General features: G+C 62.3%; 10 protein-coding genes. 8 read left to right on the top strand and 2 right to left on the bottom strand.

Features of this window, described 5'->3' with window-relative positions:
* Positions 1 to 10: 10 nt before the first annotated feature.
* Complete coding sequence (locus DL237_RS01405) at positions 11 to 946, bottom strand: carbohydrate kinase family protein (RefSeq protein ID WP_119397218.1); 936 nt, start codon at positions 944 to 946, stop codon at positions 11 to 13.
* Between the two features lie 322 nt (positions 947 to 1268).
* Between DL237_RS01405 and cysK the strand changes: the two genes are divergently transcribed.
* From cysK to DL237_RS01385, 4 genes are all read left to right on the top strand, one after another.
* Entirely contained in the window at positions 1269 to 2339 is a 1071-nt protein-coding gene (cysK, locus tag DL237_RS01400; protein ID WP_407691890.1) for a cysteine synthase A, read from the top strand.
* A 675-nt stretch (positions 2340 to 3014) separates the two neighbouring features.
* Positions 3015 to 4418 (top strand): FAD-binding oxidoreductase, encoded by a 1404-nt coding sequence (locus tag DL237_RS01395; RefSeq protein ID WP_119397216.1) that lies wholly within the window; start codon positions 3015 to 3017, stop codon positions 4416 to 4418.
* Positions 4415 to 5581 carry an RsmB/NOP family class I SAM-dependent RNA methyltransferase gene (locus DL237_RS01390; RefSeq protein WP_119397215.1) on the top strand — a complete coding sequence of 389 codons (1167 nt, stop codon included), beginning with the start codon at positions 4415 to 4417 and terminating at the stop codon, positions 5579 to 5581. Before DL237_RS01395 ends, DL237_RS01390 begins: the two co-directional genes overlap by 4 nt.
* Before the next feature lie 189 nt (positions 5582 to 5770).
* Entirely contained in the window at positions 5771 to 8041 is a 2271-nt protein-coding gene (locus DL237_RS01385) for a hybrid sensor histidine kinase/response regulator (protein ID WP_119397340.1), read from the top strand.
* Here DL237_RS01385 and DL237_RS01380 read toward each other — a convergent pair whose 3' ends face one another.
* Complete coding sequence (locus tag DL237_RS01380; RefSeq protein ID WP_119397214.1) at positions 8042 to 8635, bottom strand: gamma-glutamyl kinase; 594 nt, start codon at positions 8633 to 8635, stop codon at positions 8042 to 8044.
* A 192-nt stretch (positions 8636 to 8827) separates the two neighbouring features.
* On the opposite strand from DL237_RS01380, the gene recA reads away from it, so the two are divergent.
* The 4 genes from recA to DL237_RS01360 all read left to right on the top strand — a co-directional run bounded on the left by recA (position 8828) and on the right by DL237_RS01360 (position 13490).
* A complete protein-coding gene (gene recA / locus DL237_RS01375; protein WP_119397213.1) occupies positions 8828 to 9904 on the top strand; it encodes a recombinase RecA in 1077 nt (358 codons plus the stop codon).
* A gap of 275 nt (positions 9905 to 10179) precedes the next feature.
* On the top strand, positions 10180 to 12840 hold the full coding sequence (alaS, locus tag DL237_RS01370; protein ID WP_119397212.1) for an alanine--tRNA ligase: 2661 nt from the start codon (positions 10180 to 10182) through the stop codon (positions 12838 to 12840).
* Positions 12841 to 12845: 5 nt separating this feature from the next.
* Positions 12846 to 13136: a DUF1330 domain-containing protein gene (locus DL237_RS01365; RefSeq protein WP_119397211.1), complete on the top strand. Its 291-nt coding sequence runs from the start codon at positions 12846 to 12848 to the stop codon at positions 13134 to 13136.
* A gap of 9 nt (positions 13137 to 13145) precedes the next feature.
* Entirely contained in the window at positions 13146 to 13490 is a 345-nt protein-coding gene (locus DL237_RS01360) for a DMT family protein (protein WP_119397210.1), read from the top strand.
* Positions 13491 to 13508 lie beyond the last annotated feature (18 nt).

Here is a 13508-nt window from a genome sequence, read left to right as displayed (position 1 = left end):
TTTTTGCAGGTCAGTTCGGCACTTCGCTGCGCCAGGGCGGATTGGCCCCGGCACGTGAGACGGTTACCGCCGCAACCCGGGCGCCGAACCCGAGGGCGTCGGACAATGCGCCGGTGTCGATGTCGCGCAGCGCGGCCTTGTTGAGCAGGCCGAGTTCGGACAGGCGGAACAGGACACCTGCGTTGAAGGTGTCGCCAGCCCCGACGGTGTCCACCACCTGGGCGGGGCGCGCGGGGACATGCAGGCTGCGACCGTCCCCGAAATAGGCGGAGGCACCGTCGCGGCCGCGGGTCAGTATCACCACCGCCGGACCGCTTTCGCACAGGGAAAAGGCCTTTTCGTCCAGCGGTGCGGATTCGGGACGCAACCAGTCGAGATCTTCGTCAGAGATCTTGATGATGTCGCTTTGGCCCAGCATTGCGTCCAGGCGCGCGCGAAAGCGGTCCTGATCGCGAATGAAGCCGGGGCGGATATTGGGGTCGATCATCACGACGTGATCGGTATGCACGCGATCGCAGAGCGCGGCATAGGCGTCGGCACCGGGTTCACAGGCCAGCGAAATGCCACCGAAATAGAAAGCCTCGATGGAGTCGGACAGCGTCTCGGGCAGATCTGACGGAGTGATCATGCGACCGGCGGAATTTTCATCGTAGAAATTGTAGCTGGCCTTGCCGTCAACCAGCGTGACGAACGCCATCGTGGTCGGACGGTCCGAGCGGATCAGCATGTCCGTCGAAACATGTGCCCCCGACAGCGCATCGGCCAGTCGCTGACCGAACAGGTCGGTCGACACCCCGGAGAGCATGGCGCTGTTGGCGCCGAGGCGTCCGAGCGCGATGGCGGTATTGAAAATCGCCCCGCCGCAATGGGGCACAAAGCCATCCGGACCTTCGACAGTGGGCGTAGGGATCATGTCGATCAGGGCTTCACCGCAGCAAATCAGCACAGGTATTTCCTTTTGTAACGGAGAGTCCGGCGTTTGCCGCCGGCCTGGTGCGAGTCACCGATGTGTGCTGCGCCCATGACTGTAATCGTTAGGAGATTTGCGCTTTCAAGTCGAGCGCGTTGCGATGCCGCAGCAGAATATTTCCGGTGAAAACAGACTGTCGGGCCGAATTATTTACCTCATGGTCACCTCGGCGCGCAGACGGGGTCGATGTCGGGGTCGACGTCGGGGGCGACGCAGTGAGAACGGCAGGGATGTCGCATCGCCATTGCCAGAATTCCGGGGGAGCATAAGGTGAGAGTATGGAAGAAGGAGCATGAACATGACCCAGAGAACAACCCGTGGACGCGGCACCCGCTATGCGTCGATCCTGGAGACGGTCGGCAATACACCGGTGGTGCGGATCAACAACCTGGCGCCCGAGGGGGTGGAGATCTACGTCAAGGCCGAGTTCTTCAACCCCGCGGCGTCGGTCAAGGACCGGCTGGCGCTGAGCATCATCGAGACGGCAGAGCAGAGCGGTGCACTGAAGCCGGGGCAGACCGTGGTCGAGGCGACCAGCGGCAACACAGGTATCGGCCTGGCGATGGTCTGCGCCCAGAAGGGATATCCCCTGGTGATCACCATGGCCGAAAGCTTTTCCGTGGAGCGGCGACGCCTGATGCGGATGATGGGGGCAAAGGTGGTGCTGACGCCAAAGGCTGAAAAGGGTCTGGGGATGTATCGCAAGGCTGTCGAGCTGGCGGAAAAGAACGGCTGGTTCCTGGCGCACCAGTTCGAGACGGAGGCAAACGCCACCATTCACGAACATACCACGGCGGCCGAGATCCTGGGCGACTTCGAGGGGCACCGGCTGGACGCCGTGGTCACGGGATACGGCACCGGCGGGACGGCCACGGGCCTGGGGCGTCGGCTGAAGGCGGAGCGCCCCGAGATACGCATCGTGCTGAGCGAGCCGTCGAACGCCCCCCTGGTCGGCAGCGGCGTGACGCAGGACCGCGATTCCGATGGCGCCCCGGCCGTGAGCCACAGCGCCTTTCAACCGCATCCCATTCAGGGTTGGACGCCGGATTTCATTCCGTTGGTGTTGCAGGAGGCGCTGGACCAGCGGACGTTTGACGAGCTTGTCCCCGTGGCAGGCGAAGACGGGATCGCCTGGGCGCGCAAACTGGCGGCGCGAGAGGGGATCCTGACCGGAATTTCAGGCGGATCCACCTTTGCCGTCGCGATGCAGATGGCCGAGACGGCCCCGCCGGGAACGGTGATCCTGGTAATGCTGCCCGACACCGGCGAACGGTACATGAGCACCCCGCTGTTCGAGGCCATCGACGCCGAGATGGACGCCGAGGAACTGGCCATTTCAACCTCGACCCCCGGGTACCAGATGAGCTGAGACGAGCGGCCCCGCGTTATCCACGCGGGGCTGGCAAGTCATGGAAAGCGCACGTAAAAGTCTGTGGATAAGTCTGGGGAGACTTGTCACCTTGCGGGGTGGACAGGTTTCATTTCTGTCATATGGCCGTGCCGGACACCGAGGGATTAATGTTGTATCGCACTCTCGCTGTGCGAAAGTCTGGAGTGGTGTCAATATCTATCGAATTCAGGTATTTCAATATCTTGAACTTCATATCTAACGTTTTTCTTTAGGTTTCAGGATGTTGCCCCCGGATGAGTGGTTCTATTTAAGGTTGTGGCGCAGGGTCTTCTGACGGGGCCGGTCAAGGGTCTTGGGGACAGCGAGTTGTTCAGTGGATATGTTTGCGAAGATCTCTGCCGTGCTGCGGATTTCCGGGACCGGTGATGGTGCCGATGGTCCGGTGCCAGGCCCCTTACTGCTCTGGTTCATATAGGGGGTGTGATGCGGTGCAGGTTCCTTTGGCGTGGCCGATGATCGCCGCATGGCCGGCCGATCAGTGGTGCGGGGCGCGCGGTGGTGCGCACCTTGCCTGCATCGGCTGTGGGGGGTAGGAAAAGACATTCCCCTGCGGAGTGTTACGAGTCGTTGGCGCGGTTGATGGTGCGGCGTCCCGGCGCGGGGCAGGTTCCCAATTTGCCGGAGGTTTTGGCCATGAATGCGATCGTGAAACCTGCAGAGGCTTCGCTGGATGCGGTGCGCGCGACGTTGAGCGCCCTTTTGGGCGACCGGCTTCAGACGTCGGCGGCGCTGTGCGCGCAACATGCGAATACGGCGACAGGGCGCGGAACGCAGGCCCCTGACCTGGTGGTTTATCCGCTGGACACGCAGGAGGTCTCGGCCATCCTGCGCTGCTGCTGGCAGCATGGCGTACCTGTCATCGCCTTTGGCGCCGGATCATCGCTGGAGGGGCAGTTGAATGCGCCGCTGGGGGGGGTGTCTGTCGATATGAGCCGCATGAACCAATTGCTGGAGGTGCGCGCCGAGGATCTGCTGGCGGTGACCCAGCCCGGCATCACGCGCAAGGCGCTGAACCACGAATTGCGGGCGACAGGGTTGCAGTTTCCGATCGATCCGGGGGCCGATGCTTCGGTCGGGGGCATGTGCGCGACGCGGGCCTCGGGGACGAATGCGGTGCGATATGGCACGATGGCCGAGAATGTTCTGGCGCTGGAGGTGGTTCTGGCGGACGGAACCGTGATCCGCACGGGATCTCGGGCGGCCAAGAGCGCGGCAGGCTATGATCTGACGCGGCTGATGATCGGCAGCGAGGGGACGCTGGGGATCATTACCGAAGTGACGCTGCGCCTGCGTGGCATCCCCGAGGAAACTCTGGGCGGTGTCGCGGCGTTCCCCGACCTGGACAGCGCCTGTGCGGCCGTGATCGTGATGGTTCAGGTCGGGCTGGAGGTCGGGCGGGTCGAGTTGCTGGATGCCGCTCAGATCCGTGCCTGCAATGCCTATTCAAAGCTGGATCTGGCAGAGGTGCCGACCCTGTTCTTTGAATGCTCGGGCAGCGACACGTCGGCCCGTGACGCCGCACAGACCTTTGCCGATATCGCAGAGGAACATGGCGCGACGGCAATCAACTGGTCATCGGACCGCGATACCCGCAGCAGGTTGTGGCAGGCGCGCCATGACAGTTACTGGGCGGCGCTGGCGCTGCGACCGGGATGCAAGGGGCTGGTCAGTGATGCCTGCGTCCCGATTTCGGCGCTGGCCGAAAACATCGCGGCGGCGCAGGCCGACCTGGTGGAAAAGGCGCTGATCGGCACCATCCTCGGGCATGTCGGCGACGGGAACTTTCATGTGGTGCTGATGACCGACCCCGAGGACACGGCAGAGGCTGAGAAGGTTTCGGCGTTTTTGAAAGGCATTACGCAGCGGGCGCAGGACGCGGGGGGCACCTGTACCGGGGAACATGGTATCGGGCAGGGCAAGATGGCTGCTCTGGCCGCCGAGGCAGGTGCGTCGCTGGACGTGATGCGCGCGATCAAGCTGGCGCTGGATCCACGCCAGATCCTGAACCCCGGCAAGCTGTTCGGGGCTGTGCAATGACCCCGGCGGCACGTATCGCCACGGCGGCGGAACTGCTGGACGAGGTTCTGGAGGGCGCGGCGGCGGAAAAGGTGCTGACCAGTTGGGCGCGCCGGTCGCGCTTTGCCGGGTCAAAGGATCGCGCGGCGGTGCGGGACCATGTCTTTGATGCCCTGCGTTGCCTGCGCAGCTTTGCCGCCCTTGGCGGTGCGATGACAGGGCGCGGGCTGATGATCGGCATGGCCCGGAGCACGGAAACAGACCCGGAGACGATCTTTACCGGCGAAGGCCACGGTGCCGCCGCGCTAAGCGACGCCGAGCGCGCCGCGGGCCAGCCCCCCGTAAGCGACGCCGAGGCGGGCGATATGCCGGAGTGGCTCTGGCCGCATCTGACACGTGCACTGGCAGACGAGGCCGCCGCCGTGGCCGAGGTTCTGCGCCACCGGGCCCCGGTCTATATCCGCGTCAATACCAGCCTGATCAGTGCCGATGCCTTGGCGCGCGAACTGGCGGCGGAAGGCATTCTGACCACGCCGGGCCCGCTGGTGGCAACGGCGCTTGAGGTCACGGAAGGCGCCCGTCGCCTGGCGTCGACCATCGCCTTTGGCGAAGGACGGTTCGAGATGCAGGACGCGGCCAGCCAGGCCATCTGTGCCGCGATACCGGTGCAGGACGGGCACAGCGTGCTGGATTACTGCGCCGGGGGCGGTGGCAAGACGCTGGCGCTTGGGGCGCGGGCCACGCTGCACCTGACAGCGCATGACGTGGCGCCCGAACGGATGCGGGATCTGCCTGTGCGGGCCCGCCGCGCCGGGATCGATGTTCACCTGGCCGAGCGGGGCGAGCTGGCGGGGCTGGCCCCTTTCGATGTCGTGCTGTGCGACGTGCCCTGTTCCGGCAGCGGTGCCTGGCGGCGCGCGCCCGAAGGAAAATGGCGGCTGACCGAGGACCGCCTTGAGCAACTGCTGGGCATACAGGCGCAGATCCTGGACGAGGCGGCATCGCTTGTGGCGGCGGGGGGCCTGTTGGCCTATGCGACATGTTCTCTGTTCGAGGCGGAAAACGGCGACCAGATCGCGGCGTTCCTTGCGCGCAATCCGGGGTGGCAGGTCGAGACGACGCGACGCCTGACACCGCTTGATGGGGGCGATGGTTTCTTTCTTGCCTGTCTGCGCCGCATCTGAAAGCGGAGAGTCTGCCAATCAGGGTGCTATGATTTTTTCCGCGTCGTTGTTAACCTCTCGTTAAGCTGGTGCGTCCCACAAGAATGCGTCGACACCTAGGCTAGGAGGGCGGGGGTGGCTCAGTCGGATTTGAGTTTGAATGCTGGCGCGATTGCCTGGCACAAGCTGGGCACGCGGACCAGCCTGCTGATGTTGCTTTGTTGCGCCTTCGTCAGTCTTGCCCTCCTGATCGAACATCGTGTCACATCGCTGGCGCTGCTGCTGAGCGGTGTCACACTTGTCCTCGTGATCGTGCTGCTGAGGCGTGAGCCGCGCCGGATTGCCGGCGCTGCGACGGCCGAAACCGGGATGCTGACCGGGCTGCTGTCCGGTGACCCCACCCCGGCGATGATCTCTCAGCCCGACGGCACATTGGGCTTTCGCAACCCCGCTGCGCTGGAGCTGACGGGGCACGAAGACTGCGCAACGGTCGTTGCTGCGCTGGCCTCTCGCTTCAACAACGCCGAGGCGCTTGTGCGTCGCCTGTCGCGCCGGGCCCAGACCGAAGGCGCGTTGCGGGAAGACCTGGTCAGTGCCAATGGCCATGTCAGGCTGAGTGTTCAGTCGCTGGATTGCGGCAACCTGCTGTGGCGGATCGAGCAATTTTCGGTGGCAGCCCCGGATGAGGATGTCGAGGCGCAGGTGCCCTTGATTTCGGTCGGCCGCGGGCAGGCGATCCTGTACATGAACACCGCGGCGCGCAAGTTGATCGGCAACCGTCCGCGACGGATGGACGATCTGCTGACGCGGCCGTTGAAGGATGGGGATGATCTGGCCGAAATCCGGACCAGTTCGGGAACCGCAACATGCCGCGTGACCGAGATTGCCAATGCGGCAGGACGATCGGAATTTCTGTTCATTCCGGTTCAGGGCGAACACAATATCTCAGAGAGTCCCGCCGCCGCCGCAGGGCAGGAGGAAAGCGTCTGGAAGGCCATCGACGATTTGCCTGTACCGATGCTGCGTCTTGCGGCCTCGGGCATGATCGAGCTGGCGAACGGTGCGGCCCAGCAGCTGCTGTCGATCGAGCGTGAGCCGGAGATGCCGCTATCGGGGCTGATGGAGGGCCTTGGGCGGTCGATCAACGAATGGCTGGCCGAGGCCGCCACGGCGGCAATGGAACACGGTGCGAAACCGCATTCGGAATTCCTGCGCCTGTCCCGGTCCGAACGCGAGGTCTTCGTGCAGGTGGCGATCAAGCCGATCCGCCACGAAGGCCGGGTCGCTTTGATTGCCATGCTGAGTGACGCAACTGAGCTGAAGACCCTTGAGGCGCAGTTCGTCCAGAGCCAGAAAATGCAGGCGATCGGCCAGCTGGCGGGCGGGGTGGCGCATGATTTCAATAACCTTTTGACAGCAATTTCAGGGCATTGCGATCTGTTGTTATTGCGCCACGACCACGGCGACCCCGACTATGGCGACCTGATACAGATCAACCAGAATGCCAACCGCGCGGCCTCGCTCGTCGGGCAATTGCTGGCGTTTTCGCGCAAGCAGACGCTGCGCCCCGAAACCCTCGACCTGCCGAATACATTGTCGGACCTGACGCATCTGCTGAACCGGCTGGTGGGCGAAAAGGTGACGCTGGTGTTGCGCCACGATCCCGTTCTGCCCAAGATTCGCGCAGACAAGCGGCAGCTGGAACAGGTTCTGATGAACCTCGTCGTGAATGCGCGCGATGCGATGCCGAATGGCGGCGAAATCCAGATCGTGACCGAGACCCTGCACCTGACCGAAGAAATCCAGCGTGATCGTGCCTCGCTCGTTCCGGGCGAATATGTGATCGTGACGGTGACCGACACGGGCGTCGGCATTCCCCCGGACAAGTTGCCCAAGGTGTTCGAACCGTTCTTTACCACCAAGCGTGTGGGCGAGGGGACGGGGCTGGGCCTGTCGACGGCCTATGGCATCGTCAAGCAGTCGGGCGGGTTCATCTTTGTCGACAGCACACCGGGCGAGGGCACCTGTTTCACCCTGATGTTCCCGGCGCAGCGGGACGACGACGTTGTCCTCGAACTGCCGGCCCCGATTGTCGAAGAGGATGCGCCGACCCACGCCGATGGGGTGGTGCTGCTGGTCGAGGATGAGGCGCCAGTACGGGCCTTTGCATCGCGGGCGCTGCGTTTGCGCGGCTATACGGTGCTTGAGGCCGACAGTGCGGAGCAGGCGCTGGAGATGCTTGAGAGCTGCGAGATGAAGATAGACGTCTTTGTTACCGACGTGATCATGCCGGGCATGGACGGCCCAACCTGGGTGCGCAAGGCGCGCGAAACCTATCCCGATGTGCGTGTGGTCTTTGTATCGGGCTATGCGGAGGACAGCTTCCGCGATTCCAACTCCAAGATTCCGAATTCGGTCTTTCTGCCCAAGCCGTTTTCCCTGGCCGAACTGACCGAGACGGTGCGTCGGCAGATCCGATGATCACGCAAGAGAGGCGTAGAGGGCGAATTCATCGGCATGTCTGTGGCGCAGTCGGTCCTCGATTTCCGGGGCCAGACCAAGCGGAATCTCGGGAGAGACATTTTTCCGAGACAGATCAAGTTTCGCTTCCAGGCGCTCTTCCAGAAAGGCGATCAGCTGCGGCTGGTCTTCGTACCGAAAGATCCGGCTCACGCGGGTGCCGCTGCGGGTTGGCTCCAGGAATTTCGCTTGGCTACCCACGTTGGCAAAGGGCGGCCGGGTCTGCTGGCAATAGGCCGCGACGAATGCATCGAAGCTGAGGTCATGCGTGCCGTTCGGATGCCCATGCAGAAAGGACCGCTGGCGGTAGCGAAACCAGCTGCCAAGCCAGGATACCGGTTCGCGCATAACCGCGATGACGTCGATGTCAGGGCCGATGAATTTCTCGAGCGCAGGTCGAAAAAACCGGTTGTAACGATAGAGCGGCGTATGTTTCAGCTCAGGTGGATCGCTGATAATCATCGAGGCCAGGGGCGATAGGGCGGTTTCATAGGCAGTTGTTCCGGTTTTTGGAACCGATAGAAACACCAGTCGCGCCTTGGAAAATACCAGCATTCTCAGACCCTTCGCAGAAAATGCAGTTGAGCATTCAGGTGTAAACTACTCCTTAACCCGCGCCCCGCAAAGTCGATTTACCAAGAATTTGATTGAAATGTTCTTGTTTTAGCCTCATATGTGTCTGGAACAAGAGGCGAACATCGGCAATCATTGCCGCTCACCTGCGGGTGTGAAATAAGGGTGCAGAAAATGGCAACGGCAGATCTATTATCCATGGATAGCAAAAAAGACCCCAACAAGCAGAAGGCCCTGGACAGCGCGTTGGCGCAGATCGAACGTCAGTTCGGCAAGGGCTCCATCATGACGCTGGGGGGCAAGGGTGCCATCCAGGAAATCGAGGCGACCTCGACCGGCTCGCTCGGTCTCGACATCGCGCTCGGGATCGGGGGTCTGCCCAAGGGGCGGATCATTGAAATCTACGGGCCAGAGAGTTCGGGCAAGACCACACTGACGCTGCATTGCGTGGCCGAAGAGCAGAAAAAGGGCGGTGTCTGCGCCTTTGTCGATGCGGAACACGCGCTCGATCCCCTCTATGCCCGCAAGCTGGGTGTCGATCTGGATGAATTGCTGATCTCTCAGCCCGACACGGGCGAGCAGGCGCTGGAGATCGTCGATACGCTGGTACGCTCGGGCGCGGTCTCCATGGTCGTGGTCGACTCGGTCGCGGCGCTGACGCCGAAATCCGAGCTGGAAGGCGACATGGGCGACAGCAGCGTTGGGGTTCATGCCCGGCTGATGAGCCAGGCAATGCGCAAACTGACAGGTTCGATCAGCCGGTCCAAATGCATGGTGGTGTTCATCAACCAGATTCGCATGAAGATCGGCGTGATGTTCGGCTCGCCCGAAACCACGACGGGCGGGAACGCGCTGAAGTTCTATTCCTCCGTGCGCCTGGATATTCGCCGCATCGGTGCGATCAAGGATCGTGACGAGGTCGTCGGCAACTCGACCCGCGTCAAGGTCGTGAAGAACAAGGTCGCACCGCCCTTCAAACAGGTCGAATTCGACATCATGTACGGCGAAGGCATCTCCAAGACGGGGGAGTTGCTGGATCTTGGCGTCAAGGCTGGCGTGGTCGAAAAGTCGGGTTCCTGGTATTCCTATGGGGATGAACGGATCGGGCAGGGGCGTGAAAATGCCAAGATCTTCATGAAGGAGAACCCGGATCTTGCCTTCGAGATCGAGGACAAGATCAGGGCGGCGCATGGCCTGGATTTCGGCAATGGATTCAAGGAAGACAGCGACGACGACGTGATGGAAAGCTGAGGCGTTTCACCCCGGCCGTTCGACTGGCCGGGGTGATTTCCGTTCGTGGCCTTGGCGCCATGCGCGTCGATTGTGAAGAACCCGAAGGGGTGGTCATATGGCCACCCTTTTTCCGTTGTTGACCTGGCGGCTTGCCAACTCCGGCATGTCGGACCCCTTGGCGAGGTGTGCACTGTTGCAAGCGTGTCGCGTGATACGGCGCAGACCCGGTGGACACCGCCGCCCGCCCCGGCTAAATCAGCAAGACCGTCAGGCAACCGAAAAAGGCCGCCCCTATGCAGTCGTTGAACGATATCCGCAGCACTTTCCTTGACTACTTCAAACGGCAGGGGCACGAGGTCGTGCCGTCCAGCCCGCTGGTGCCGCGTAACGATCCGACGCTGATGTTCGCGAACTCCGGTATGGTGCAGTTCAAGAACCTGTTCACCGGGGTCGAGCATCGCGACTACACGCGTGCCACCTCGGCACAGAAATGCGTGCGCGCGGGTGGCAAGCACAACGACCTCGACAATGTTGGTTACACCAACCGGCACCACACCTTTTTCGAAATGCTGGGCAACTTTTCCTTTGGCGATTACTTCAAGTCCGAAGCGATCCCCTTCGCCTGGGAATTGATCACGAAGGAACTGGGTATTCCCAAGGAAAAGCTGCTGGTCACGGTCTATCACACCGACGACGAAGCGGCGGACATGTGGAAAAAGGTCGCGGGATTGTCCGACGATCGGATCATCCGCATCCCGACCTCCGACAACTTCTGGCAGATGGGCCCGACTGGACCCTGTGGGCCCTGCACCGAGATCTTCTATGATCACGGCGATAAATTCTGGGGTGGCCCTCCGGGTTCGCCGGATGAGGATGGCGATCGCTTCATCGAGATATGGAACGTCGTGTTCATGCAGAACGAGCAGTTCGAGGATGGCACGATGCGCGCCCTCGATATGCAATCGATCGACACCGGTATGGGGATCGAGCGGGTCGCCGCGTTGCTTCAGGGCACCAACGACAACTATGCGACCGATCTGATGCGGGCCCTGATCGAGGCCTCGGCCCATGCAACCAGCAGCGATCCGGATGGTCCCGGGCGCACCCATCACCGGGTGATCGCGGATCACCTGCGCTCTACCTCCTTCCTGATTGCGGATGGCGTGATGCCGTCGAATGACGGGCGCGGTTACGTGCTGCGTCGGATCATGCGCCGGGCCATGCGCCATGCGCACCTGTTGGGCAGCCAGGACCCGCTGATGTACCGTCTTGTGCCCGAACTGGTGCGCCAGATGGGCGAAGCCTATCCCGAGCTGCGCCGTGCGCAGGCGATGATCGAAGAAACGCTGAAGCTGGAAGAAACCCGGTTCAAGCAAACGCTGGACCGTGGCCTGAAACTGCTGGACGACGAGCTGATGGGGCTGGGGCAGGAAGCCGCCCTGCCAGGTGCGTCGGCCTTCAAGCTGTATGATACCTATGGTTTTCCGCTGGACCTGACGCAGGATGCACTGCGCGAAAAAGGCCGCACCGTTGATACCGCTGGTTTCGACGCCGCAATGGCCGAACAGAAAGCCAAGGCGCGCGCGGCCTGGTCCGGTACTGGCGAAAGCGCCGACGCGGCGATCTGGTTCGACCTGGCAGACAAGCATGGTGCGACCGAATTCCTTGGCTATGACACTGAAACTGCCGAGGGCCAGATCCTGGCCCTGGTCAAGGACGGCACGGAAATTGCCGCGGCTGGTCCGACGGATACGGTCACGGTTGTTCTGAACCAGACGCCGTTCTACGGCGAAAGTGGCGGCCAGGTCGGAGATACGGGTGAAATTCGCACGGACTCCGCCAAGGTGCGGGTGACCGACACCAAGAAAGTGTCGGGCATCTTCATGCACATCGGCGAGGTTGTCGAGGGCACGCTGAAACCCGGCGAAGCGGCAATTCTGGAGGTTGACCATGCGCGCCGTGGCACGATCCGGGCCAATCACTCGGCGACGCACCTGCTGCACGAAGCCCTGCGGGAGGCGCTTGGCGATCACGTGGCGCAGCGCGGTTCGCTGAATGCCCCGGATCGGTTGCGGTTCGATTTCAGTCATTCGCAGGCGCTGAGTGCCGACGAAATGACCCGCGTCGAGGCCGACGTGAACCGCTATATCCGTCAGAATACCCCTGTCGAGACGCGCATCATGACGCCCGACGATGCCCGCGCCATCGGCGCCCAGGCTCTGTTTGGGGAAAAATATGGTGACGAGGTTCGCGTCGTTTCAATGGGGCGCGCGGAAACCGGCAAGGGGCACGATGGAAAGACCTATTCCCTGGAACTCTGCGGTGGCACACATGTGGCGCAGACGGGGGATATCGGCCTTTGCGTGATCCTGGGCGATTCAGCATCCTCTGCCGGTGTGCGCCGGATCGAGGCGCTGACAGGGCAGGCGGCGCTGGATCACCTTGGTGCACAGGCGGAACGCGTGTCGGAAATCGCCGCGCTGCTGAAGGCGCCTGCGAACGAAGTTGTTGAACGCGTCAAGGCGCTGTCGGATGAACGCAAGGCCCTGACCAACGAGGTTGCCCAACTGCGGCGCGAGCTGGCGATGTCCGGTGGCAACGGGCAGGGCGCTGGCCCCGAAGCGATCGAGGTCAATGGCGTCAAGTTCCTGGCGCAGGTGCTCAGCGGTGTTTCGGGCAAGGATCTTCCGGCTCTCATTGATGCGCACAAGGATCGGCTGGGCTCCGGCGCGGTCCTGTTGATCGCGGATGCGGATGGCAAGGCGGCAGTGGCCGCGGGTGTCACCGCCGATCTGACCGACCGGGTGTCTGCCGTTGATCTGGTCCGTGCGGCTGTTCCGGCCTTGGGCGGAAAGGGCGGTGGCGGACGGGCCGATATGGCGCAGGGTGGCGCGAAGGATGCCGCCAACTCCGCCGAGGCTATTTCTGCCGCCAAAGCTGTCATCGAAGGATAAGCAAAATGCCCCAAGCCTATTGGATCGCTCACGTCACCGTCACGGATGAAGAGGCCTATGGCCGATATGCAAAGCTGGCCGGCCCGGCCATCGCCAAGCATGGCGGCAAGTTTCTGGCCCGTGGCGGGCGTTATGTCTCGCTCGAGGGGACAGAACATGCCCGCAACGTCGTGGCGTTGTTTCCCAGCCTCGAGGATGCCGAGGCCTGCTACCGCGGGCCGGATTATCAGGAAGCCCTTGCGCATGCACGCGGTGCATCCGAGCGGGATCTGATAATCATCGAAGCATTGGACTGATTGCCGATCATGGTCGCGTACCTTGCGCCGGTTCTTCTGCTTGTCGCGTCGAACCTGTTCATGACGCTGGCCTGGTATGGCCATCTGAAATTTACCGACAGGCCGCTTTTTCTGGTGATCCTGGTCAGTTGGGGTATCGCGTTGCTGGAGTACTGCCTTGCAGTGCCTGCCAACCGGATCGGTCATGCCGTCTATTCCACGGCCCAGCTCAAAACCATTCAGGAGGTGATAACCCTGACGGTTTTCGCGGCCTTCTCAGTGATTTACCTGAAAGAATCGCTGACGATAAATCATCTGGTCGGGTTCGCGCTGATTTTTGCCGGGGCCGTCGTGATATTTCGGGGGCCGTTCTGAAGCGGCCCTGAGCAGCAA

Origin of the sequence: Pseudooceanicola sediminis, from assembly GCF_003575965.1 — a bacterium.
GTDB lineage: Bacteria > Pseudomonadota > Alphaproteobacteria > Rhodobacterales > Rhodobacteraceae > Pseudooceanicola > Pseudooceanicola sediminis.
Note: the sequence above shows the minus strand (reverse complement) of the source record. Positions and strands in the feature narration are given on the sequence as shown.